Source organism: Acidisoma sp. S159 (assembly GCF_009766125.1).
GTDB lineage: Bacteria > Pseudomonadota > Alphaproteobacteria > Acetobacterales > Acetobacteraceae > Acidisoma.
Genome location: NZ_LMUG01000043.1, coordinates 199,997 through 223,655 on the forward strand (window position 1 = coordinate 199,997; position 23,659 = coordinate 223,655).

A 23,659-nucleotide genomic window follows, 5' to 3' on the forward strand; every position below is an offset into this window, starting at 1 on the left:
TTCCTAGGAACGATCGATGTTATGCCGAGGCAACCGCGCACATTCAAGTGTAGTGGCCCGCCCTGCATAGTAATGGGGTGAACATCCGGCGAAGATCGGCAAGAAGGCGCGGGAGGAATCGAGCGGCGTGTGCAAGGTGATCCGACCCCCCTCGAAAGCTGATCTTTGCGTAAGGTGACGGCGGCGCGCCGATCATCGAGCCCAAGATCAAGGGAGAAAAATACTGATGAGACTTACCGAAACCGAAATGTGCGGCGCGGTCTTCCTCGGCGTGGCGCTCTTACTCGGCTTTTCAGCGGCGGCACGAGCAGATAACGTGCTGTCCCAGGCGAAGGCGGTGGTCGCCGCCGCGACGGCGCCTGCATCAGCCTGGACCGGCCCGACCACGGGGCCCGTCGCGGCAACAGGTAAAACCGTCGTGTATGTCGCAGCGGATCTTCGCAACGGCGGCATTCAAGAGGTTGGCGACGGCGTCAAGCAGGCGGGTGCCAAGATCGGTTGGACGATCCGAGTGCTCGACGGGCAAGGGAGTATATCCGGCATTCAATCCGCTTTCGGCCAGGCCATGGCGCTCAAGCCCAATGGGATCGTCATCGGTGGCTATGACGTCGTGCAAAATGCCGCGAGCATCCAGCAGGCGGTCGACCAGGGCGTAAAGATTGTCGCCTGGCATGGCGGCCCGAAGCCGGGCGCGATGCCGGACGAGCATGTTTTCACCAATATCACGAGCGACAGCGCTAATGTGGCCAAGGTTGCCGCCGACTATGCGATTGCGATGAGCGACGGACATGCCGGCGTCATCGTCTTCACCGATAGTGCCTATGCGATTGCGCTGTCGAAAGCCCGGATGATGCGCGACGAGGTGAAACGTTGCACCGAATGCACGATCCTGTCCTTCGAGGACACGCCGCTCGCGGATACCAGCACGCGCATGCCGCAGCTCACTACCTCTCTGCTGCAGCGTTATGGCGCGAAATGGACCTATTCCCTCGCGATCAATGACCTCTATTACGATTTCATGGGGCCGTCCCTCACCGACGCGGGCCGTGACCCGGCCGGGCCGCCCGTCAATATCAGCGCGGGCGACGGGAGCATCTCGGCCTATGAGCGGATCCGGTCCGGTCAGTTTCAGGCGGCGACGGTGCCGGAGCCTCTGATCCTCCAGGGTTGGCAGGTGATCGACGAGCTCAATCGTGCCTTCGCGGGACAGGCGCCATCGGGCTATGTCGCGCCGGTGCATCTCGTTACGGCGAAGAACGTCGATCAAGACGGCGGCAAGAAGGATATCTATGACCCGGACAATCACTACCGGGACGCCTACGCGAAAATCTGGGGAAAATGAGTTTCCGCTGACGCCAGGAAAATAACCCGGGAGGCTGGCGTCACATTCCCAGGGATGCAAAAAAGGCATGCCCTAGCGCTGGTTCGGGCGTCCCTAAAGGAGATCAGCCATGAAAGCTGAGCGAGTGGCCTTAGTTACAGGTGCCGGCGGCGGGATTGGCCGCGCGGTTTCATTGGCTCTCTTGGCCGATGGTTGGAATGTAGTCCTCGCCGGCCGGGGCGTGGAAGCGCTAGAGCAAACGGCGGCGCTGGCGGGCGAAAGCAGGCCCGCCGCCATGATCAAGTCGACGGATGTCGCCGACCCGCAGGCGGTCGATGCGCTGTTCGAGACTTTGCGTCAGCGCTTCGTACGTCTGGACCTTCTATTCAACAATGCCGGCGTCAACGTCTCCGCGTCGCCCGACGAACTGACCTTCGAGCAGTGGAACACTGTTGTCTCAGTCAATCTGACGGGCGTTTTCTTGTGTGCTCAAGGTGCTTTTCGCCTGATGCGCGATCAGAATCCGCAGGGTGGCCGTATCATCAATAACGGATCGATCTCGGCGCATGCGCCACGCCCGAACTCAATCGCTTATACCGCGACAAAGCACGCAGTGACTGGCCTGACGAAGTCGCTCTCCCTCGACGGGCGGCAGCACAACATCGCTTGCGGCCAAATCGACATTGGCAATGCGCTCACCCCCATGGCAGCCAGGATGCAAACCGGTGTGCCGCAGGCAGATGGCAGAATCGCGGTCGAACCGGTCATGGATGTCGCGGCAGTCGCGCGCAGCGTTGTCTTCATGGCATCGATGCCACCCGACGCGAATGTCCAGACGATAACCGTCATGGCAACCAAAATGCCCTTCGTCGGCCGAGGATAGTACCCCTCGATGCTTGTCGGGATCGACTGGGGCGGAACGAAGATCGAAGGCGTGGCGCTCTCGCCTGAAGGCCGGGAACTTCTGCGAATACGGCGGGATACGCCGCGGCAGGATTATCGCGGATGCATTGGGGTCATCGTCGATCTGGTCGCCCGGCTTGAGAGCGAGACCGGAATGACCGGCCATATCGGCATCGGCATCCCGGGATCACTGGAGCCCCTGTCACGTCTTGGCAAAGGCGCAAGCTCAACCTGGCTTTTGGGCAAGCCAGTTGAGGCCGATCTGCGGCAGGCCCTTCAGCGACCAATTCGTGTCGAGAATGATGCCGATTGCCTTGCCGCTTCCGAGGCTGTGGATGGCGCCGGTGCCAATTTCAATGTTGTTTTTGCGGTCATCCTGGGAAGTGGTGCGGGCGCCGGAATCGCTGTGGGCGGCCGCGCTCATCACGGTGCGAACAATAGCGCGGGCGAGTGGGGCCATAATCCTCTGCCATTTTCAACCCCAGCCGAGACCCCTGGCGCGCCCTGCTATTGCGGCAAACACGGTTGTTTGGAGACCTGGATCTCCGGCCGCTCTTTCGAGGCCGACTATGCTCGGCATGCGGATGTTCCCTTGAAGTCTCGCGAGATTGTTGAGAAAATGCGAAATGGCGATCATCTCGCCACTCTCGTATGGCGGCGTTATGTGGATCGGGCCGCGCGTGGCCTATCCGTGGTCGTGAACACGCTTGATCCTGACATCTTCGTGATGGGCGGCGGGATGTCCAATATTGATGAGCTTTATGTCGATCTTCCCGAAAGCATAGCGCGCTATACATTTTCGCCGGTATTCTCCACACCGATCCGCAAAGCGCTCCACGGCGATTCGAGCGGCGTACGTGGTGCTGCGTGGCTCTGGCGAGACGCTTCCACTGCCAGTCGCTGCGTCTAACAGAGAGAAGAATCGATATGCAGGCATGTGACCTGGACGCTCGCTTCGACTTCGCAGCCATTTTGGTGAAGGAAGCAGGCGCGCTGGCGCATTCATACTTTCTCCGGCTGGAAACACTCACCGTCAAGAACAAGGGTCCGCAGGATGTAGTGAGCGAGGCGGATTTGAACGTCGAAATTCTCATCAAGGACCGCCTCAAATCACGCTTCCCAGAAGACGGTTTCTTGGGAGAGGAAACAGGACGGAGTGAGGTTGAGAACGAAGGCGGCATCTGGGTCGTAGACCCGATTGACGGCACTCAGCCTTTCATAAGCGGCATGAGCGCCTGGTGTGTCTCTATCGCTTTCGTCCTGAACGGAATTGTCGAGATGGGCTTCGTTTATGCGCCGGTGCGGGAGGAGCTGTTTGTTGGGAGAAGAAATGCGGGCGCGACACTGAACGGTCATCCGATCACCGTCAGCAAGGCGGCGAGTTTTGCAGACGGGATACTCGGCATCGGCTATTCATCGCGCTCTGCACCCGCGACCTTCTTGGAAATGTTTGGCCGTGTTCTTCATGCGGGCGGAACCTTCTATCGGGAAGGCTCAGGCGCGCTCACTCTCTGCTATGTCGCTTGCGGTAGGCTCATCGGCTATGTCGAGCAGCACATCAATTCTTGGGATTGCTTGGGCGCCGTGGCTGTCGTCGAGGCGGCCAACGGGCGCGTCTCGAATTTCATGGCAAACGAGGGCCTGTGGCAGGGCAATCCGCTCGCCGCTGGGCCGCCAGACCTTTATCCGCTGCTAGCGGAGCTCCTTGGACAAAGTAGTTCGATACCCGAGGTCGGCTAAGAATAGCTACCGGGCGCTGCAGGGCAACCGACTCTCCGGGAAATCCGAGCATTGGTAGCCGACGGAGTCCCACTGGAAGTCGATGGTCCTCGCTTGGTGAGGCTGCACTACTATCGCATCGATGCTGATGACGCGGTCGTCGGCGTCGAAGGTGAAATTCACCTCCCCGGCTCCGAGCTGTTTTCCATCACCGTAATTGCTTAGGTAGTGAAGGCGATCCTCGCTCGGGCGGCCAGTTGCCCCCATCGAGCTTATAACCTGCGCGCGGCTGACCCCGCGCATGCTCCGCAGGAAATCGCGTGTCAGCGGGACACAGGAGATGTCCGTCGGTGCCGCAATCGGAAGGCTCTTGTTCCAGCAGGCCAAACCGGCCGCGCGCGCCATTCCGGCAGTGTTCAGTGCCAAGCTTGCTGCCAGCATCATCGTGACAGCCGCACGGGGTCTCATACGAGCCTCCTGTCGCACGAAGATTAGGCGCATTCGTAACGATTGTCACTGGCGTTACGGCGCCCGCCGCGCTCTCCGCGACACCTTGCAAACCATCGTCCTTTTCGCAGGCCGCCATGGGCGGCCAGCGAATCAATCGGCGTCTGGCGGGAGATAAGTGCCGATTTGCCGCACGCGATCGCGGTCTTCCTCTGAAGCGTCCGACGGCACGGTTACGACAAGTCGGAGGTCAGGGCGCTTCGCGCGAATGACGCGCGCGGCGGCCAGCGCGGTCCTCAAATCATCGAACCGACGGTCATCCTCGCGGACTCCATCGGGATTATGAAGCTTCAATCGCCACACACCCAAGGCCGTCTCCATCTCGTGGATGGCAATGTGCATAGCTTGAAATTAGCGCCGGCGCTCGCCCCTGAGTTGCTACAAAACGTAACCTGGCGCCCATGTGAGGCGAAAACGCCCGCCTTCTACCGCAAGAAGAAGTGACCGGCACACGCAGTGAAGAGCGTGGCACTCACAATAAACGGAGGCTTTCGAAGCTCATTCTACCTCCGGTCGGAGAGTCACCCCGACTTCGCCGCTTTCCCTCTCGATAAATTCCGCTCCCGCCCCCTCAAGCGCCGAGCGAATGGCGGCTAGGGTTCGCGGATGAGGATTTCGTTTGCCGGTCTCGAAATCGAACAGAGTACTATGGCCTACCGAGGCGGCCACAGCGAGATCCTTACGCCTCATATTGAGCATAGCACGCGCGCCCCGGCATTGCTGTGGCGTAAGGCTGGAAGTTCGCAACGGTCATCACTTTTTGTGGCGTAGCTCAGTAGTCATAGCTGAGATCAGTAACGATGACCAGTATTGTGCTGCGGTTGCGACCGTCCTGGCACCTGCCATGGCGACAGTGCCGGATCCGCGGTAGTTCGTCCTTGCGTTTCAACCACTTGGTGTTGTTTGTGGGGTGTTATTCAACCGCTTGGCTATTTCAACTGAGGGTACGCACCCCGTGGCTGTTCACGACCATCCTCGCCAGAGGCAGGCTGCGCCCCGCTTCTGGGGGCTTCAGCGCAGCCGTACCGCGATCATGCCGGCTGTCATCGTGGGCCTCATCCTGCTGATCGGCCTGATCACGGTCGCGGATTTTCTAACCGACAAATACAACGATGCTCGCAGCGATCGCTACGCGGACCAACTTGCGCAAGGCCAGCAGTTCGGCGACGCCCTCATCGAGGGTGGTTTCGGTGTGCGCGGCTATGTCTTGACCGGGCGGGCGGAAGAGCTGCTGCCATACCAACTCGCGCTGCAGGCCCTTGACGACCTCGCGCCCACGATTCTGCCGAAACTGCCTGCCCAGGCCGGGCTAGCGTCCGGCTCGCATATCGGTACCCGTGCAGCGCTCGGCCAACTGCTCGACGCATGGTCAGCGGCGATCCATCTCGAGGACGTCAATCAACGAGACCAAGCGGCCGCAGTGCTGTTCTCTCCTGCGGTGCAAGCGGCGAGGGATCAGCTACAGCAGCAGATCGCGCTATACGTCGCACGGGCGCATGAGATGGCCGACCGCTGGAGCGAAACGGCCGACGCGATTAGCCGAGCATATCAGTTCATTAACCTAGCCGCGGTGGCGCTGGCCGCTCTCGCGATGATTTATGCCTTCGGTCGCATCATCCGCGCGATCAACACCGGTTTCGCAGCGCGCGAGCAAACCGAGCAGCTGTTTTCCATGGCCGACATGCTGCAAAGCGCGGCGGGGCAGGAGGACACGAACGAGGTGCTACGGGCGACCGCCACCAGGCTCCTTCCGGGCCTCGGCGGCGCGCTGTATGTCTTCAACAACTCCCGCGACCGGCTCGACCTCGCGACACGCTGGGGTGGTTCCTCCGAAGCGAGTGCCGGCCACCTCGCACCCAATGCCTGCTGGGCTCTCAAGCGTGGCAAGCCGCATATGAACCGTGCTGAGAACGGCGCATTGCGCTGCAGCCATGTCAACGAGCGCCAAGTGTCTCTGGAGATCCCGATGGCCGCACGGGGCGAACTCTACGGACTTCTCGAGATCAGTGCGGACCCGGCCGTGGCCGATGGGCCTGCGCGTCTCCTGGCGGCGCAACCGGTCGCCGCAGCCATGGCCGATGCGATGTCGCTGGCGCTTTCGAGCCTCGCGCTGCGGGAGAGGCTGCGCAATCAGGCACTGAGAGACGCCCTGACCGGCCTGTACAACCGACGTTTCCTCGAGGAAATGCTCGAGCGCATGTGCCTGGAGGCGGAGCGCCGGAAAGCGCCAATTTCCGCCATTATGATCGACCTCGACCACTTCAAGCGGCTCAACGACCAGCATGGTCATAGCGCTGGCGACGCGGTGCTGCGGGATGCGGCCTCGGCGATCCTTTCATGCCTGCGGGGCACTGATGTCGCCTGCCGCTACGGTGGCGAGGAACTGGCCGTCCTGCTACCGGACTGCCCGCTGGCCTTAGCGGCCGGCAAAGCCGAGCAAATTCGTGGCCGCATCTCCGAGTTGACGCAGGCAGGGGGCCTCGCTGTTACCGCGTCCCTCGGTGTCGCCTGCGTTCCAGAGACCTGCGGAAGCGCCAACGAGCTGCTCGCTTCTGCTGATGTCGCGTTGTATCGCGCAAAACAGCTCGGTCGCGATCGGGTCGAAGTTGCCTCGCTGCGCGCGCCGCCGCCGCGCCTATCGTTGATCGAGACCGAGGGCATGGCGACTTAGACGTTGCTAAGCCGGGCGGTGTCTACACGCCCTGTTCGGCAGGGCGATCCGGAGCAAGGCGCTTCTTAGGGCGACTCTTTTTCGTCTCCTCGCGAAGCTTTTCCTTCTTCGAGTATCGTCGCTTTACTTCTGCCTTCATCGATGCTCGTCGGACCGGCATTCCCACCACCTGGAATTGATGACCTTGCCCACTATCGGCTTAGCGTCACCAGAGCGCGGTTAAAATAGGGTTAACTTATTGAAATGCCCGAGCCGGGGAGGGCGCGGCAGACTATGAATTCTATGTTGCGATCAGATTTCCTAAGGTCAGGCCTCCAGGCTTGGCTGGATCGGCTGCGGGATTATCTTACTTGCCAATCAGGATCTTAGACGGAGAATGCGCAATATGTTCGGTACAACCCGCTGCTGTCGCCTAGTCTTAATCGCCATGCTCCTAGGGTTGGTCAGTTGTGGGATTTCGGAGTTTCCAAACGGGGGATCGACCTGGACCGGTGTCTCCCAGACGACGGGGATCGGGAACAACAGAGGCTAGCGCTCAGTTGTCACCACGCGCACGCAACGCCCCACGTAGTCACGAACCGTGCGGCGCGGACAGCCCTTGCCGTCCGGTTCTCCGCTGAGGGCGAAAATCACCAGGCTTCAGCGTGAAAGCTGTGGGGTGCCGCTCGCCTTCGGATGCCTCATCGCTGCGCCAGCCACCGCTTCCAGCGCGATATTCGCACCATTCACAGACGCATATACTTGCCCGACGCATCGGTCGCCCGTCCAAACTTCGGCTTGCTCACCGGGTTTGAGGTGATTTTTTGCGGCGAAACGAGCCTCGTTGTCGCTGGAGCAAACCGCATCGAAACGCCCCGCAACCCGTCCAGCGGGATTTACGAGATAAATTCGGTATTCGGCCACATCCACCTCCCTGCGCCTCTTCTGGCGCGGGATGCGCCGCTCAGCCGCCCCTGAAGGACAGACCCGCGCCGGTGATTTTGTCAGTATATGGCGGAACGCGGGGCAAGTTAATTTTTTCGGAGGCGCCGAGCGGTCACGAACGGGTGAACCCGCAATGGCCGCCACCGAGCTCCTCGCTCTGTCAAGGCTCCCGGCCAAACATGGCCCTGTAAACCTCCTTGTAGGTGAGGATGACGGCGGGGATCGTGTCAGCGGTTTTGATCGTCCCGAGGACGAGGGCGGTCAGGGTGGCGGCAGCTTGGGCCTCGCCTGCGCGGATAAGATGGGCCATCTCGACCGAGGTCTGGCTTGAACTGGTCATAACGAATCCTCCGTTTCTTTTCTTTGGCGCGCCAGGACGGTAGGCCCGCCTCCCTGGCCTGTCACGGCTCTTCCGGCCGCGCGCACTGCCCTATGCGTTGGCGGCGACGGCGCGATGGGACGATGTTCACGCCAGCAGGCACTGGCGCCCGCGGCAGCTCAGCGGCTGGTCTCGGCCAATTGCTGCACCGTGAGGAAACGAAGGTTGCTAGTTACGGATTGGCGTACCCGCGCCTCGTCACCGCCTTCGAGCGCCGAGATCAAACTCGCCATATCGGCGTTGATCAGTGTCTTGACCTTGAAATCGGTCTTGCAGTCCGGGACGAAGCCATTCTTCCGCAAGTGATCGAGGATCATCCACGCCCGGCCATAGACGATTGTAGCGCCGTGCCAGGGCGGGATGTTCCCGCTGTGGAGGTCCGAAATATCGTAGGTCATGAGCGTGCCCCTTTGCAGGGTGCATCCTATCACCGATCTGGCCTGGCGCGCGGGACACCCGGGGCAGCCCGGCCTCAGGCCGTGGCCGTCGTGGGACAGCTTTACCGGGTATTCAACCGACCTTCGTCAGCCGCACGACATTCGGCCGGATCTCCCTGACGTCTCGAACAAGGTAGCTATGAGACTTTCCGCCGCGGTCCTCGAAGGCGAGCGATTGCCAGTCGGCCGTTCCCAGGCGGTCGGTGTGACTGACATGGACGATAAAGAAGGGCGGTGCATCGCCGTCCCATGTCTGGATGTATTCCACCCAGCGGCAAGGGAGTGTCAGGTCCGCGCTTTGGCCGTCCGCGCCAACGGAGGCCAGGGTGATTTGTCGGGCGGCCCAGCCGGCGTCGTGATCCATGGGCTCGTCTCCTCGAAGTGTTGACCGAGCTTATGCGGCGTCGAGTCTAGGACGACAACAAATGCGTCATCGCGACTGGTCGTTTCGAGAAGAGGAACTCGCCGCGGCGCCGTACATAACGGCCCAAGTAATAGGCGGTGTCCCGGGGAACCTTCCTGATGGCCGGACAAAAGAGATCAATTGCAGTACTGGGCTTCCGCAATGCGCGGCGCATTCATTGACTGGTCGCAATCGCACGAGACGGCGGTCAGGCTTGAGGCTTGGTCGCTCTTCCCATAGCATGGACGTATTCTGTGGCGCACTTCCACGCGTGGCCACAGAGACGCGCATGGACGGAGTAGCACGATGCCCGACTATCTGCGCGACCCCGCCGACAGACGCCCGCCTCTCAGCCCGGCCGCGATCGTGGCGAGACTGGGAGGGATCGGTGTGGTTCTGCTCTGCTCTACGGCGGCTTTTGCCTATACCGGCGGGTGGTTCTCCCCTGGTCGGCTAACGCCGCAACGGATGATAGCGGGCTTCGAGGCGACGAACGGGCCTCATCCAGGCTTCCGCCGCAATCACGCCAAGGGCGTCTGCGCAACTGGCTGGTTCGAGAGTGACGGGAAGGCGGTGTCGCTTTCCAAGGCCATGTTATTCGCCTCAGGCCGCGTGCCCGTCGTCGCACGGATCGCGTTCGCGGGCGGCATGCCGTTCATCCCGGACGAGCCGGCGACCGTACGCAGCCTTGCGCTCCGCTTCCTCCCCCAAAACGGCGAGGAGTGGCGCACGGGAATGATCAACATACCGGTCTTCCCATTCTTGAACGCGCAAGAGTTCTACGACCAGATGATCGCCTCCTTGCCCGACAAAATGTCGGGAAAGCCAGATCCAGCAAAGATGGAGGCTTTCGTTGCCGCGCACCCTGCTTTTCTGCCGGCAATTGGGATTATCAAGACCCGCGCCGTATCCTCCGGCTTCGCGAACACAACCTACAACTCCATTAACACGTTCCGATTCATCAATGCGGCGGGTGACGTAACTCAGGTCAAATGGTCGGCGGTTCCGGTGCAGCCGTTTGTGGCTGCCAGTGACGCTCCACCGGTCGTCGGCAAAAACGGCCTGTTTGATGCCCTCATTGCCGAGGTCGCGAAGAAGCCGGTGCAATGGCGGCTTATGGTCACCGTCGGGCAACCCACGGACACCACGAATCCGACGCTGCTATGGCCGTCGGACCGTCAGCAAATTGACGCCGGAACGGTGTCGCTTGATCACTTGGCTAGCGAGGATGGAGGACCCTGCATCAACGTCAATTACGACCCTACGGTTCTCCCCTCAGGCATCGAGCCATCAGACGATCCGCTGCTAAGCACGCGTTCCGCGACCTATTCTCGTTCCTTCACTCTGCGTGAGAACGAGCGAAGCGAGAAGCCGCCCAGTGCCGTCACGCCACAAGAGGTCGCTGCCGGAGGTAAGTCATGACAAATCACCAGCGTTTTTCCGCATCGTCGCGCCTGCTGCACTGGGTCATGGCGGTGCTGGTATTGGCCATGCTGTTTATTGGCGTGGGGATGGTGACGTCAGTCTCGCAGCGTTACCATTTGCTTCTAGCGATCCATAGGCCGCTAGGAATAGCGATTCTCATTCTGGTGGTGATCCGCGTCATCAATCGATTGATCTATAAACCGCCGCCGCTTCCGGCCTCGCTGCCGCCGATCCAGCGTCTAGCCGCTACGGCGTCGCATCTCCTGCTTTACGCGCTAATGTTCGCTATGCCGCTCATCGGCTGGGGGATGCTCTCCGCTGGAGGCTATCCGATCATACTGTTCGGACCCTGGGCGCTGCCACCGATCCTGCCGCAAAACCCCGCTCTGTACGCGGTGCTCCGCGAGTCACATACGGTTCTGGCTTACCTGTTATTCCTCACCTTCCTCGCCCATTTAGGCGCGGCGCTCTTCCACGGTCTGATCCGAAGAGACGGTGTTCTCGAGAGCATGGCATCAGTTTCGACCAAGAGTTAATTCTCGCTATAGACATGACGGGCGCTCAACCGCCCGAAATTGCGGTGTCAGAGGTTTCGCGCACCCCATAGCTTCGATTGTTCAGTGTTGGCCGAGCCTTTCAAGCAATTGAGATGCCGGTATCGAACCGGCACCTTCGGTCAGAACGATTCCAGACTATGGATTCGTCTGTGTCGTCGTGGTCGTTGATGAGACTGGCGGCGCCATTGGCATCGGCTGGGTGGTCGTGGTGGTGCTTTCTGTCGTGGTGGGAGCGACGGGAGCCGCGGGGGGCGGATTGACGATGCATCCCCCCAAGGCGGATGCACCTCCCAATAGCAGAACACTGAGTGCCAGCCGGAAACCTCGTTTATTGACGGTCATCGTTGTCTCTCCTGTCGGGGATGGATCTGCGCTTATTGAGGCGCGCTTGTTGTAACCTTGAGCTTGGTCGTCACCATGACTTGTGGCGGCGGCTGCCTTATGGTGGTGGTCGTCGTGTTTGCGACGGCCCCATTCGCGTTTCCGTAGGTGGTCTTCTCGGAGACGGTCTTGTCGCCGAAACCGTCATCGGTTTTCTTGGTTTCGGTGACGCTCAGGGTGCCAGGCGGCGGGGGGACCACGGTGGATGGCGCGGGAACCAATGTTGTAGATTGCGCCATCGCGGTCCCCGTCGTGAAGGCAAGGGCAGTAACCGCGACTATGACATACGTGTTCATCTCGTCTCCTTGGTCGCAACGGCCAGAGTCACTCCGAGACCGAAAAGACATGTGTATTCAAAGGAGACGCCGTCAAGTCAGAGAGGTCGTAACGGAATGCCTCGCGACCCGGATCGGGCAATCGACTTGGTGCGCAGGCCGAATGCGCCGGCATTGACCGAGAGCCACGCCACCTGGCCGCCTTCGGAGCGTACCTAATCCGGCCGCTAAGTTTTTTAAATCCATGGTGGAGCCAATCGGAATCGAACCGACGACCTCCTGAATGCCATTCAGGCGCTCTCCCAACTGAGCTATGGCCCCGCCTTGGGTGGGCGGCATATAGACGCGCAGGGGCTGCATGATCAAGCCCTGCCAGTGAGGGGTCACGCCAGCGGTTGTTGGGCGTCCCCCAGACTGTCCAGCGCGCCCTGCAGAATCCGGGCTGCCGCCAGGCGGTCGATCACCTGGGCGCGGCGCCGTCGTCCAAGATCGGCCTCGCCAATAAGCATCTCATGGACATCTGCGGTGGTGAGCGTCTCGTCCCACATCGCCGCCGGCAGTCCGACCTCCTCGGACAAGGCCCAGGCCCAGTCGCGGGCAGCTTGGGCACGCGGACCCATGCGGCCGTCCTCCTCCAGCGGCATGCCGACCACCAGGCCGCCCGCCTGCTCACGCTCGGCGAGCTTGGTGATCTGGAAGGCGATCGCCTTGATCTTGTTCCGCGGCAGGGTGCCGTAAGGGCTGGCGACCCGCCGCCGGACATCCGACAGCGCGACGCCGATGTTTTTGGAGCCTGGGTCGAGACCGATGAGGCGCTCTTCCGCGGACAGGTTGGTAACAAGGTCAGTCAGGTTGATGATGGGCATGGGCGCCTTTATGGTCCGCCGCTCTCAAACTCCCAAGGGATCTCGGCACCTCATGGCCTCAGCTGCCCCCCTCGACGACGCCGTGGTGCGTCGCATTGCGCGACTGGCGCGCATCCGCCTGGGCGATGAGGAGGTGTCGCGCCTGCGGGGTGAACTCGGCGCCATCCTCGGCTGGATCGAGCAATTGAACGAGGTCGATGTCTCGGGCGTTGATCCTTTGGCCTCCGTCGGACAGGCCACTCTCGCCATGCGTGCGGACGTTGTCACTGATGGCGACCAAACCGAGGCGGTGCTCGCCAATGCCCCGGCTCGGGCCGGAACCTTCTACACCGTGCCGAAAGTCGTCGAATGACCGATACGCTCGATTTCACCATCGCTGGCGCGCGTAATGCGTTGCGGGCGAAGACCATCTCGGCGCGGGAACTGACGGAAGCGCATCTCGCTGCTATCGAGGCTTTGGAGCCAAGCCTGAACGCCTTCATCACGGTCACGCCCGAGACGGCGCTGGCCGCCGCCGATGCAGCCGATGGGGCTTTGGCGCGCGGGGAGGGTGGTCCGCTCGCCGGCATCCCCCTCGCCATCAAGGATCTCTTCTGCACGAACGGCATCCGCACCACCGCGGGCAGCCGCATCCTGGAACCCTTTGTGCCGCCCTACGAAAGCACGGTCACCCGCCAGTTGCTAAGGGATGGCGCAGTATTCCTCGGGAAGGCCAATCTCGACGAATTCGCCATGGGCTCCTCCACGACGACTTCGGCCTTCGGGCCGACCATCAATCCATGGCAGCGCCAGGGGTCGAATACTCAACTCGTCCCGGGCGGGTCCTCGGGCGGCTCGGCGGCGGCGGTCGCCTCGGGCATGGCTTTGGGCTCGACCGGCACCGACACCGGCGGCTCGATCCGCCAGCCCGCGAGCTTCTGCGGCATAGTGGGTATGAAGCCCACCTATGGCCGCTGCTCGCGCTTTGGCGTGGTCGCCTTCGCCTCCTCGCTGGATCAGCCGGGACCCTTTGCCCGCACGGTGGAGGATGCGGCCATCCTGCTCGGCTCCATGGCCGGCCACGATCCGCGCGATAGTACTAGCATGGACTGGCCGGTGCCCGATTACGCGGCCGCTTGCCGTCGCGGGGTGAAGGGTCTGCGCATCGGCGTGCCGCGCGAGTATCATGCTGACGGCATGCCGGCCGAGATCGAGCGGCTGTGGCAGCAGGGCCTAGACTGGCTGCGCGACGCGGGCGCCGAGATCGTCGATGTTTCTCTGCCGCACACGAAATATGGCCTCGCAACCTATTACATCGTGGCGCCCGCTGAATGCTCGTCCAACCTCGCCCGCTATGACGGCGTGCGATTCGGGTTGCGCGTCCCGGCGCAGGATCTGACAGATCTGTACGAGGAGACACGCGCGGCGGGTTTCGGCGCAGAGGTGCGGCGCCGCATTCTCATTGGCACTTACGTGTTGTCAGCCGGCTACTACGATGCGTACTACCTGAAGGCGCAGAAGGTCCGCGCGCTGATTCTCAAGGACTTCACGGATGTCTTCGGACAAGTCGATGCGCTGCTGACGCCGACAGCGCCGTCAGCTGCTTTCGGTGTCGGCGAGAATATGGATGATCCGGTCAAGATGTATCTCAACGATGTCTTCACGGTCCCGGCCTCGATCGCCGGCGTGCCTGGAATTTCGGTGCCGGCGGGGCTCGATGGCGATGGCCTTCCGCTAGGCCTGCAGGTCATCGGCAAGCATTTCGACGAGGAAACGGTCTTCGCCGTGGGGCAGGCGCTGGAGAGCGCGGCCGGTTTCTCCGCGAAACCGCAAATCCGCGTGGGAAGCCTGCGATGAGCTACATTATCGAGGGTGCGACCGGACCTTGGGAGCTGGTGATCGGGCTGGAAGTCCATGCCCAGATCATATCCCGGGCGAAGTTGTTCAGCGGCGCGTCGGCCGAATATGGCGCTCCGCCCAATAGCCAGGTGAGCTTCGTCGATGCGGGCTTCCCCGGCATGCTGCCGGTGATCAACGCGGAATGCGTGGCACAGGCCGTGCGCACCGGGCTCGGTCTGAACGCCCAAATCAATCTCGTCAGCCGCTTCGACCGCAAGAATTACTTCTATGCTGATCTGCCGCAGGGTTATCAGATCAGCCAGTTTGCTCACCCCATCGTGGGCAAAGGCGAGATCGAGATCCTGCTGGAAAGCGGTGAAACACGCCAGATCGGCGTCACCCGTCTGCATCTGGAGCAGGATGCCGGCAAGTCGCTGCATGACCAGGACCCAGCTCTGTCCTTCATTGATCTCAACCGTGCCGGTGTCGCACTGATGGAGATAGTGAGCGAGCCCGATATGCGCACGCCGGAGGAAGCTGGCGCCTATTTGCGCAAGCTACGCACGATCATGCGTTATCTCGGCACCTGCGACGGCAATATGGAGGAAGGCTCCATGCGCGCCGACGTGAATGTCTCCGTGCGAAAAGCGGACGAGGAATTCCGCACACGCTGCGAGATCAAAAACGTCAACTCTGTGCGCTTCGTCATGCAGGCCATCGAGGCTGAGGCGCGGCGTCAGGTCGCTGTTTGGGAGTCTGGCGAGGCGGTGCAGCAGGAGACCCGCCTCTACGATCCGGCGCGCAGCGAGACGCGGTCGATGCGCAGCAAGGAAGACGCGCATGACTATCGCTATTTCCCGGATCCGGACCTGCTGCCGCTGGTGATCGAACAGGCTTGGGTGGATGGGCTGGCCAGCGGTCTACCCGAGCTGCCCGATGCCAAGAAGGCGCGTTTCATGAGCCGGTACGGCTTGCCGGCCTATGACGCCGGGGTGCTGATCATGGAGCAGGCGACGGCCGATTTCTATGAGGTTCTAGCCGAGGGGCGGGACGGCAAGATCGCCGCCAACTGGATGCTCGGCGACTTCTTCGCGGGGCTGAACAGGCTTGGCCGCGGCATTGGCGACAGCCCGGTTTCGGCCGCGGCGCTCGGCGGTCTCCTGGATTTGCTGGCGGACGCCACGATCAATGGCCGAATCGCCAAGGACGTGCTGGAAGCGATGATGGAGACGGGCGAGCCAGCCGCCGCCATCGTCGAATCGCGCGGGCTCCGTCAGGTGACGGATACGGGCGCCATCGACGCTGCGGTCGAGAAGGTGCTTGCCGCCAATCCCGACAAGCTTGCCGAATACAAGTCGGGCAAGCAGAAGCTCTTCGGCTTCTTCGTGGGCCAGGTGATGAAGGCGATGGCGGGCAAGGGCAATCCGGCCCTGGTCAACGATGCCCTCAAGCGTCGCCTATAGCCGGCGTTCGGGCCATCGCCGTCATTGACCCCGCTGGACCGGCCCGGTAGAACTCCGCCCGCAAACGCCGTGTTATGCGGATGCCTTTCCCGGCGGAGGGGTGGCCGAGTGGCTGAAGGCGGCGGTTTGCTAAACCGTTGTACGGGGTCAACCCGTACCGTGAGTTCGAATCTCATCCCCTCCGCCAGAACACCATCTCACAACGTCCTGTATTGTCCCATAACCTTCGAAAATCATTAGACATTCCGATGGTCTGATTCCCTTGCCGTTCCGCATCGTCCCGTGATATCCAGTACTTCCTTGTGGGACAGTTCGGGGGACGAAAATGGCCCGGATCATCGAGAAGCTCTCCCCGGCGAAAGTGCAGAAGGTCAAGGAAACGGGCATCTACGGGGACGGCGCCGGCCTCTACCTGAACGTCGGGCCAACAGGCGGTAAGAGCTGGGTCTTCCGCTTCATGATCGGGGGGAAGGCAAGAGAAATGGGGCTGGGGCCCCTGCACACCATCGGGCTGTCCGAGGCCCGTGAGCGCGCTCGTCAATGCCGTAAGCTCCAGTTAGACGGTATTGATCCGCTTGAGGCGCGCCTCGCGAAACGCCGCTCTGCAAGGGTCGCGGATGCAAAGGCAATGACCTTCGAAGCGTGCGCCGAAACCTACATCAAGAGCAATCGCGCGGGCTGGAAGAGCGAGAAGCATGCCGCACAGTGGCCGGCGACACTCGCCGCCTATGCTTACCCTAAGATCGGCCCAATCCCGGTGCGAGCGATCGAGACCGGACACATCACGAAGATCCTCGAGACCATTTGGACAACGAAGCCGGAGACCGCCTCTCGGCTACGCGGGCGCATTGAAGCCGTGCTGGACTACGCCAAAACTCATGGCTGGCGAGAGGGTGAGAATCCGGCTCGCTGGAAGGGGCACCTGGAAAACGTGCTGCCCAAGCGATCCAAGGTGGCGGCGGTTAAGCACCACGCTGCGCTTCCGTGGGCCGAGGTCGCATCCTTCATGATGGCTTTAGAAGCCGAGGACGGAATGTCGGCGCTAGCGCTCCGATTTGCTATTCTAACCGCTGCTCGTACGGCCGAAGTCTTGGGAGCTAAATGGTCGGAACTTGATTTCGCAACGAAGGTCTGGACGGTTCCGTCAGTACGCATGAAGGCGGCTCGTGAGCACCGCGTCCCGCTATCGGAATGCACACTGGCGGTCGTTCGAGAGGCCGGCAAGATGCGGGAGCGGGACTGCGAGGACAGTTTTGTTTTTCCAGGAGCAAGGATGGGGAAGCCGCTCAGCAACATGGCCTTGCTCATGACCTTACGTCGGATGGGGCGAAGCGACCTTACGGCGCACGGCTTTCGCAGCTCGTTCCGTGACTGGGCTGCAGAAACTGGGGAATCCGCAGACATTGCCGAGGCAGCACTCGCGCACGTTGTCGGTGACAAGACCGTGGCGGCTTACCAACGGGGGGACTTACTCGAGCGCAGACGGCGATTGATGGATGGCTGGGCAACTTTTTGCCGAACCTCTGGTTCACTTGTCGGAATTCCAGCATGACCGAACTCGAGAAAGAGCCAGAGGTCGAGGGCGAGCCGCTTTTGACCGCTGAATATGTCCAGTGCAAGCTCCCAATATCTGGTGAAGCCGCGGGTCAGATTGCCACCGTTCTTAACCATGCGGCTTTCATGCGGGGTCAATGGAACCTGCACTCAAGCGAGAGCCTGAAAAGACTGTACAGAATTCAGAAATCACTGGCGGCTTTGAAGATTGACTTGCCGGCACTCATAGATGAGGAGCGCACAGCGCGCGGTCAAGAGTCGACAGAGATTAGGCTGTTGGCGGACATGATTGAGTTGTTGGAGCCGCGTTTTCCACGGCAACCGGGAAGGGGAAAGCCTCGCAGCGCTGCAATTAATATCGCACAAAGCTTGACTCGTATTATTGAGCGCGCTGCGGGTGAATCCTTATCGAAGAAAGAAGTAGATGGGTTCGTCGCAGATGAGATGAAGCTTTTGGGTGTCGAGAAGAAGGATCGCACCCATGGGCGTGCGCGGGTTCGCCGGCATAACGCAAAAGTCTGAACTCGACCCACATTTTGAAGTATCGGGCCCGGAGGCGTAAAATTTGGGCGAGCCAGTATCAGGCATTCGAGCATAGCATATAGCAGATGACGCGTAGAATGTGCGTGGCCTCAAGCACGAGCGTCCCTCGGCGGCTGTTGAGCTACGACTCCCGTTTTCGACCAAGTCATCGGCAAGGAGGGCAGCCGATCCTGAAAACAGTCATTCGCCAGTGCTCGCCGGTAGCGGCTCTGGGCCATCGCTGTAGTTAAGTTACTGCGGTTGCCCCCATCAACCGGACGTCCTCTACCGCCGCAGAGCGAGGTGCCGGAGGCACTAGACTGGAGGCAATAGTCACAGTCGACCCGTGTGACATGGCCCAGCGTGATCATACTGCCAACAGGGCAAAGCAACACATTTCAGGGGGTGGCGACCGGTGGATGTGAATATGACGGCCCACCTAACCCGCGCTAGGTAGGTAGCAATCAAACCGACAGGCGCCGTGCAATGCCGCGATAGTGCCGTTCACAAGATCGAGGGCACGGTTGGGCGTCGAATTGTAATTGACCTTTCCAGCTATTTGCCTTCAGCTAGCATGGACAGGGGACATGCAAAGCCCGTTATCGATCTAGAGCGAAGGCTGCACGCTCAGACACTCTGTGGTGGGCTCGATATGACCAGGCTTGTTGATGGTTCCGGACGCCGCGAATCTCAGGGCAACGATGGTTGATTCCCTCATTCTGACCGGCGCGCGGGTGCCGGGCACTTGCATATTCTTCTTGGGGTGCTTTGAGTCCCGCGTGACGGTCCTCTCGCAGCAGAGACGTGCACTCAATCTCGTCGACGCCCTGCTTGCCGAGCAAATCGTTCGCCCGCGTGGTCGCGTTGCCATCATCGGCGCAGGCGCGTCCGGCTTAACGGCGGCTGCGGCGTTCGCCGTCGCCGCGCCGAACTTGCGGATCGATTTATTCGAACGCAGCAGTGACCTCATGCATTTGCAGCGGCCGAGCGACCGTGATCTGCACCCGCATATTTACGATTGGCCCGCTGAGGGATCAACGGAGTCGGACGCCGGGTTGCCGATATTGAATTGGCGGGCCGGGACAGCGAAGAGCGTGGCCTTAAAAATCATTGATGATTTCAAGCTTATCGAACGTCACTCAGGCGGTCATCTTGCCGTGCATACCGGATGTGACGTCAAGCAGGTTCACGCGCTCGCCGGGATCGGGTGCCGTGTTGATGTCAAAGGGCGAGAAAACGGTGACGTGTATGATGCCGCGATCCTATCGATTGGCTTTGGCTACGAGCGAGCCGGGCCCGACGGACAAAAGTTGCCCTATTGGATGCCGGCCTCTTTAATCGGTCCATTTTCGCCCGGCGCCGTTCTGCTCGTTTCGGGGAACGGTGACGGCGGGCTCGTGGACTTCTCGATGGCAGCGCTCCAGCACCACGACCATGGCGCAATGATCGACCTGATCGTAAACCACCCACAGATCGGGGAACTGAGCGGCAACCTGCTTGAAGTCGAGCGCCGCGCCTGGACCGACGAGGCCTGCGACATAATGGCTGAATATCACAGCCTGCCGGTGCCGCGCACATTACTTCTGGACGTTTGCGATAGGCTCAAGCGAAACACCGACGTCTGGCTGCACACCCGGGACGCGTATCTCTTCCGCCGCACCACTGCGATTATCAACCGGCTAACCGCATTCCTCGTGATACAGGCCGATGCGCTGCGTAATCCGTCGCCGCGGATCCAATATCGGACTCGGGTTGAGTGCCTATGCGAGCCGGGATCAATAGTCACGCGGTTGGGGGATGACGAAATCCGGCCCAGTCTACGGGTGTTCCGTTTTGGTGCTGCAAGTGACGTCAATTTGGAACCGTTCCTGGCGCTGTCGGAACGGTTCAGACAGACGTTGCCGCCTGCGGCGACCTCGTACCGCCTGGCCACCGCCGAACTTTCCCCAGGCGCACGCGCGCGGTTCCCGGGCGCCGCGCCTACCGTCACCGTGATTGCACCAGCCGCCGATATCTCGAGACTTGCGGCGGCTCCGCTCACGCCGGCCGAGCAAGCACGCAAGTGGTTGGCCGACCTCAACGTCCCGCTGGCGCCCGAAAGTCTCAACTTGTACATTCGATCCGGCGTGCCCGGGGGTGATGAATCTACTGCGCGCCGGTCTTTCGCCTGACACTCTGCTCGACGGGGTGTCGCCACTCGAACTGGCTCTCCATCAGTTTGATGACGGGCTCGGCGAACCGGACGCGGTGCGCACGGACGTCCTGCGTTCCGTGGTCGCGGCTGGACCGAGGGATATTTGCCAAGCAACCCATAATGCGCTCGCGAAGCCAACCCCAATTCGGCTGATCGCGTTGCTCCGAGCAGGGGCCGAACTGGATGCCAGGGATGCCACGGGACAATCGTTGGCCGCGAGAGCAATGCGGCGGGATGACGATTCACGCGGTGACGCTGCCACGGACTGGACGGATTTACTTATACGCGAGGGCCACAAACCACCTCCCGCACTGTGTGCCTGGATCCTGCTGTGGGCGGCTTCGACGAACCGGGTACGTTTGGTTGAGCGATTACTCGCCGCCGACGTGCCGATCGATGCGAGCCTCCAAGGCAGCGTCCCTTCCGAATCGGTTCACGGCTCGGAAATAGGCTTTTGGTGGCCCGGCGGCACGTCGTTGCATCGGTTGTTGGCTCGCGCCGAGGGGCCAAATGCGATGATGTACGCGGAAGCGGACTTGTATAGCCCGGAGATGCTGCGGGTATTGTTGCGACATGGCGCTTCTACCAATGCCATCAATGGAATTGGGCGTACTCCACTCCACATCGCCGCGAGAGAGGGCTTGGAGGAGGCGGCAACGGCTTTTATGAGAATAGCGGAAACCGATTTGACCCGGCGTGACGCGGACGGCGAAACCATTCTCGACAGTGCGCTGCATTGGCCAAGATCGGGAGGCATTGCGCGCAAGCTTCTGGCCCGCGGTCTGCCGCCTGATCCAGCCTACCAGGCGCGCATCCTGCATCGGGCGGTGTACAATCGAGACCTCGACTTTCTGCGAGGTGTGCTGGATGCCGGCATCGACCCGAACGCGGTGTCCGAAGATGTACATGGAGCACTGATGGTGCTGGCGCACAACTGGAATTTTTTGATCCCGACTTATCGGCGGAGTTGCATACCATGCCTTACACTTCTCCTCGAGCGCAGCGCCGACGTATCGTTGCGAGATAGCCATGGTTGGACCGCGTTGCACTGGCTCGCAATGGGCGAAGAAGTGGATGCGATCGATCGCCTGCTGGCGGCGGGCATCGATCCGAACATTGCGGGCAACGAAGGTCGCACCGCGCTTATGAACTGCAACTCCCCGGCGATGGCAGAACGGCTGTTGGCGGCGGGCGCGCAACAATCGATGCGCGACAGCCACGGCTTCGACGCCTTGGATCACGCGACGATCTACGGCCGGACCGGTGTGGCGGAGTTGCTGCGTGCCCCGGAGTGCGCACCTAGTAGGGAAGCGGCGTTGATCCGTGCTATCATGGATCGAAACGAATTGGCGGTCGTCGATTTGCTGGCGGCCGAGGTCGCCCCCGATACAGTCGACCCGGCGGGACGCCCGTTGCTGCACGTTGCCGCCAACATCCTGTCGCCGGAAATGCTTCTGCTGTTGCTGGACCGCGGCGCGGCAGTCGATGCGCGCGATGCCCTGGGCCACACGGCACTTGACGAGTGCCTTAACCCGTTCAAGGGCGGCAATGAGGATTATGAGCGCTGCGTGACGTTGCTGCTTGATCGAGGCGCGACCACGGAATCGGTAAATGCCCTAGATGATCGAGGCGAGGCCGCCATCTTCAGGGGATATCGGTTTTGGCACGTGCCATCAATCGCCACGCGATTGCTGTCGGCCGGCCGAGATGCCCGCCGCCGCGACGGTACGACCGCATTAATGGCCGCGGTTGAGCGCGGCTCCCCTGACCATGTCGCCTATCTTCTGCGTGCCGGTCTTGATGCTCGTGCGGTCAACGGCCGTGGCAGAACCGCATTGCACTACTTGGCGCGTGGCAGCGGCGACGAGATGGAATACCGCGACAAAGCACTTTTACTCCTGCGCGCCGGCGCTGCGGTGGACGCTTCCGACAACAACGGAGAAACCCCGCTCATGGCATCCGTTGCAGCATCGAATCATAACATGATCGATTTCTTTCTCGATCAGGGAGCGGATCCGGAACGGAGCAACGCGGCCGGTGAGAGTCTATTGCGCATCGCCCTCCGTACTCGAGACGTGAGTTTGGTCAACCGCTTCGGCGCGTTACCCTAATTGTTTGATAGCCGTAGGAGACTGACCGCAACTTACCGACGCGACAACGCAGTGTCTGGATCGGTCCACGAGGGTGAAAAGATCGACGGGGAGGTACTGAAGATCGGCAGCTTAGTCTAGCAGTCTGAAGGCTTCGACACGGCTTTCCACCCAGAGGCCCTTAAAGCCCCCCTTCGGCTCTCGACCCAAGCCGGCCATAGGACATCACGTTTAGCTGTTTCAAGAGCGGACATTCGAGAAAGTTGGCGAGGACGGTATCACGGCCCTCGCCATCACCGCGATGCTCTGGCCGCAATCAGATCCGATGCCGTTGCCTTCGAGAGTAGTAACTTAAGCTATGATCGAGGGGACCCCAGCGTAAGTTGAGACCGCAGCTTCCTTATTCCGAGCGATACGCACCAACTGCTCGTAGAGGATCGTTGCGGCGTTAAGCGCCGTGATCCCGGCAACATCATAGGGTGGCGAGACCTCGACCAAGTCGCAACCGACGATGTTGAGGCCGGCAATCGCTCGGAAGATACGGAGCAGCTTGAGCGGCGTCATCCCTGCGGAGACCGGCGTTCCAGTTCCCGGAGCGAAGGCAGGGTCAAGACAATCAATATCCACTGTGAGATAGCAGGGCCTGTCGCCGACCGTCCGCCGTATCGTCTCAGCAATCTCGAACACTGACCGATCCTCGCATTCGACGTTGTCGAGGATCGCAATGCCCATCCGATCGTCCACCCAGGTCCTAATGCCGACCTGGATGGAGCGAACCGGATCAATGACGTTTTGCTCCACTGCGCGCCGGAACATTGTGCCGTGGTCCAGGGTGAACCGGCCCTCTTGAGACGGCGCGTCTTGCCAGGTGTATGGGTGGGCATCGAACTGGATCATGGCGAGCGGGCCGTGCCGGGCAGCCGTCGCCTTCATGAGTGGCAAGGTGATGAAGTGGTCGCCGCCCGGACCGATGAGCATCGCCCCCGTCGCCAACACCGCCGTGGCAGCGGCCTCGATGGCACCCGGCAGGGAGAGCGGATCGCAACAACGGAGGAAGACGTCTCCGAGATCCACGGCGCTCATACCAAGTCTCGTTGAGGGTGACTCGTGGGGGATTCCCGAATCGAGTTTAATCCGATTCAAGATGGCGAACCTCGGAGTTCGCCATGCCGGTCCCGCTTCGAACTGATTTCACCGCGGCGCATATGCGCGTTGCTGCCAAGAGAACCAAGGACGGCCCGCAGGCGCGC

23 protein-coding genes and 2 tRNA genes are annotated in these 23,659 nt (G+C 61.2%); 15 read left to right on the forward strand and 10 right to left on the reverse strand.

What is annotated here, in order from left to right; translation table 11 throughout:
• Positions 1 to 226: 226 nt before the first annotated feature.
• The 4 genes from GSQ92_RS12800 (at position 227) to GSQ92_RS12815 (ending at position 3,964) form a co-directional block, all read left to right on the forward strand.
• Complete coding sequence (locus GSQ92_RS12800) at positions 227 to 1,342, forward strand: substrate-binding domain-containing protein (RefSeq protein ID WP_254066612.1); 1,116 nt, start codon at positions 227 to 229, stop codon at positions 1,340 to 1,342.
• Positions 1,343 to 1,451: 109 nt separating this feature from the next.
• A complete protein-coding gene (locus tag GSQ92_RS12805; RefSeq protein WP_159013524.1) occupies positions 1,452 to 2,204 on the forward strand; it encodes an SDR family oxidoreductase in 753 nt (250 codons plus the stop codon).
• Positions 2,205 to 2,213: 9 nt separating this feature from the next.
• The gene (locus GSQ92_RS12810) at positions 2,214 to 3,134 is read left to right on the forward strand and encodes an ROK family protein (protein ID WP_158805431.1); all 921 of its coding nucleotides are present in this window, start codon (positions 2,214 to 2,216) and stop codon (positions 3,132 to 3,134) included.
• 17 nt (positions 3,135 to 3,151) lie between these two features.
• Positions 3,152 to 3,964 carry an inositol monophosphatase gene (locus tag GSQ92_RS12815; RefSeq protein ID WP_216850548.1) on the forward strand — a complete coding sequence of 271 codons (813 nt, stop codon included), beginning with the start codon at positions 3,152 to 3,154 and terminating at the stop codon, positions 3,962 to 3,964.
• A gap of 6 nt (positions 3,965 to 3,970) precedes the next feature.
• Here the strand turns inward: GSQ92_RS12815 and GSQ92_RS12820 are convergent, their stop codons facing one another.
• Together GSQ92_RS12820 and GSQ92_RS12825 are read right to left on the reverse strand one after the other, a co-directional pair.
• Complete coding sequence (locus GSQ92_RS12820) at positions 3,971 to 4,411, reverse strand: hypothetical protein (RefSeq protein ID WP_158805432.1); 441 nt, start codon at positions 4,409 to 4,411, stop codon at positions 3,971 to 3,973.
• Between the two features lie 537 nt (positions 4,412 to 4,948).
• Entirely contained in the window at positions 4,949 to 5,149 is a 201-nt protein-coding gene (locus GSQ92_RS12825; RefSeq protein WP_158805433.1) for a helix-turn-helix transcriptional regulator, read from the reverse strand.
• 256 nt (positions 5,150 to 5,405) lie between these two features.
• Here GSQ92_RS12825 and GSQ92_RS12830 point away from each other — a divergent pair, with 256 nt between their 5' ends.
• On the forward strand, positions 5,406 to 7,121 hold the full coding sequence (locus tag GSQ92_RS12830; RefSeq protein WP_216856820.1) for a diguanylate cyclase: 1,716 nt from the start codon (positions 5,406 to 5,408) through the stop codon (positions 7,119 to 7,121).
• A 639-nt stretch (positions 7,122 to 7,760) separates the two neighbouring features.
• On the opposite strand, the gene GSQ92_RS12835 is transcribed toward GSQ92_RS12830, so the two are convergent.
• The 4 genes from GSQ92_RS12835 to GSQ92_RS12850 all read right to left on the reverse strand — a co-directional run bounded on the left by GSQ92_RS12835 (position 7,761) and on the right by GSQ92_RS12850 (position 9,225).
• Positions 7,761 to 8,030 (reverse strand): hypothetical protein, encoded by a 270-nt coding sequence (locus GSQ92_RS12835; protein WP_158805434.1) that lies wholly within the window; start codon positions 8,028 to 8,030, stop codon positions 7,761 to 7,763.
• 175 nt (positions 8,031 to 8,205) lie between these two features.
• Complete coding sequence (locus tag GSQ92_RS12840) at positions 8,206 to 8,385, reverse strand: hypothetical protein (protein ID WP_158805435.1); 180 nt, start codon at positions 8,383 to 8,385, stop codon at positions 8,206 to 8,208.
• 158 nt (positions 8,386 to 8,543) lie between these two features.
• A complete protein-coding gene (locus GSQ92_RS12845) occupies positions 8,544 to 8,822 on the reverse strand; it encodes a hypothetical protein (protein WP_158805436.1) in 279 nt (92 codons plus the stop codon).
• A 112-nt stretch (positions 8,823 to 8,934) separates the two neighbouring features.
• Complete coding sequence (locus GSQ92_RS12850; protein WP_158805437.1) at positions 8,935 to 9,225, reverse strand: hypothetical protein; 291 nt, start codon at positions 9,223 to 9,225, stop codon at positions 8,935 to 8,937.
• A gap of 345 nt (positions 9,226 to 9,570) precedes the next feature.
• Here GSQ92_RS12850 and GSQ92_RS12855 point away from each other — a divergent pair, with 345 nt between their 5' ends.
• Both GSQ92_RS12855 and GSQ92_RS12860 read left to right on the forward strand, forming a co-directional pair.
• On the forward strand, positions 9,571 to 10,686 hold the full coding sequence (locus GSQ92_RS12855; RefSeq protein ID WP_158805438.1) for a catalase family peroxidase: 1,116 nt from the start codon (positions 9,571 to 9,573) through the stop codon (positions 10,684 to 10,686).
• A complete protein-coding gene (locus GSQ92_RS12860; protein WP_158805439.1) occupies positions 10,683 to 11,225 on the forward strand; it encodes a cytochrome b in 543 nt (180 codons plus the stop codon). Before GSQ92_RS12855 ends, GSQ92_RS12860 begins: the two co-directional genes overlap by 4 nt.
• A gap of 395 nt (positions 11,226 to 11,620) precedes the next feature.
• Here GSQ92_RS12860 and GSQ92_RS12865 read toward each other — a convergent pair whose 3' ends face one another.
• From GSQ92_RS12865 to ruvX, 3 genes are all read right to left on the reverse strand, one after another.
• Complete coding sequence (locus GSQ92_RS12865) at positions 11,621 to 11,923, reverse strand: hypothetical protein (protein WP_158805440.1); 303 nt, start codon at positions 11,921 to 11,923, stop codon at positions 11,621 to 11,623.
• A 224-nt stretch (positions 11,924 to 12,147) separates the two neighbouring features.
• Positions 12,148 to 12,223: transfer RNA gene (locus tag GSQ92_RS12870), tRNA-Ala, on the reverse strand.
• 62 nt (positions 12,224 to 12,285) lie between these two features.
• Positions 12,286 to 12,768: a Holliday junction resolvase RuvX gene (gene ruvX, locus GSQ92_RS12875; RefSeq protein WP_159013525.1), complete on the reverse strand. Its 483-nt coding sequence runs from the start codon at positions 12,766 to 12,768 to the stop codon at positions 12,286 to 12,288.
• A gap of 52 nt (positions 12,769 to 12,820) precedes the next feature.
• On the opposite strand from ruvX, the gene gatC reads away from it, so the two are divergent.
• The 8 genes from gatC (at position 12,821) to GSQ92_RS12915 (ending at position 22,430) form a co-directional block, all read left to right on the forward strand.
• Positions 12,821 to 13,120 (forward strand): Asp-tRNA(Asn)/Glu-tRNA(Gln) amidotransferase subunit GatC, encoded by a 300-nt coding sequence (gatC, locus tag GSQ92_RS12880; RefSeq protein WP_158805442.1) that lies wholly within the window; start codon positions 12,821 to 12,823, stop codon positions 13,118 to 13,120.
• Positions 13,117 to 14,604: an Asp-tRNA(Asn)/Glu-tRNA(Gln) amidotransferase subunit GatA gene (gatA, locus tag GSQ92_RS12885; RefSeq protein WP_158805443.1), complete on the forward strand. Its 1,488-nt coding sequence runs from the start codon at positions 13,117 to 13,119 to the stop codon at positions 14,602 to 14,604. Before gatC ends, gatA begins: the two co-directional genes overlap by 4 nt.
• Positions 14,601 to 16,049 carry an Asp-tRNA(Asn)/Glu-tRNA(Gln) amidotransferase subunit GatB gene (gatB, locus tag GSQ92_RS12890; protein ID WP_158805444.1) on the forward strand — a complete coding sequence of 483 codons (1,449 nt, stop codon included), beginning with the start codon at positions 14,601 to 14,603 and terminating at the stop codon, positions 16,047 to 16,049. Before gatA ends, gatB begins: the two co-directional genes overlap by 4 nt.
• A 94-nt stretch (positions 16,050 to 16,143) precedes the next feature.
• Positions 16,144 to 16,236, forward strand: a tRNA-Ser gene (locus GSQ92_RS12895).
• Between the two features lie 138 nt (positions 16,237 to 16,374).
• Positions 16,375 to 17,601: a site-specific integrase gene (locus GSQ92_RS12900; RefSeq protein WP_159013526.1), complete on the forward strand. Its 1,227-nt coding sequence runs from the start codon at positions 16,375 to 16,377 to the stop codon at positions 17,599 to 17,601.
• A complete protein-coding gene (locus GSQ92_RS12905) occupies positions 17,598 to 18,125 on the forward strand; it encodes a hypothetical protein (protein ID WP_159013527.1) in 528 nt (175 codons plus the stop codon). Before GSQ92_RS12900 ends, GSQ92_RS12905 begins: the two co-directional genes overlap by 4 nt.
• Positions 18,126 to 18,793: 668 nt before the next feature.
• A complete protein-coding gene (locus GSQ92_RS12910; RefSeq protein WP_159013528.1) occupies positions 18,794 to 20,296 on the forward strand; it encodes an NAD(P)-binding protein in 1,503 nt (500 codons plus the stop codon).
• Positions 20,265 to 22,430, forward strand: a complete 2,166-nt coding sequence (locus GSQ92_RS12915) for an ankyrin repeat domain-containing protein (protein WP_254066616.1) — start codon at positions 20,265 to 20,267, stop codon at positions 22,428 to 22,430. The genes GSQ92_RS12910 and GSQ92_RS12915 overlap by 32 nt, the downstream gene beginning before the upstream one ends.
• A 330-nt stretch (positions 22,431 to 22,760) precedes the next feature.
• Here the strand turns inward: GSQ92_RS12915 and GSQ92_RS12920 are convergent, their stop codons facing one another.
• Positions 22,761 to 23,492 carry an arginase family protein gene (locus tag GSQ92_RS12920; protein ID WP_159013530.1) on the reverse strand — a complete coding sequence of 244 codons (732 nt, stop codon included), beginning with the start codon at positions 23,490 to 23,492 and terminating at the stop codon, positions 22,761 to 22,763.
• Between the last annotated feature and the right edge of the window lie 167 nt (positions 23,493 to 23,659).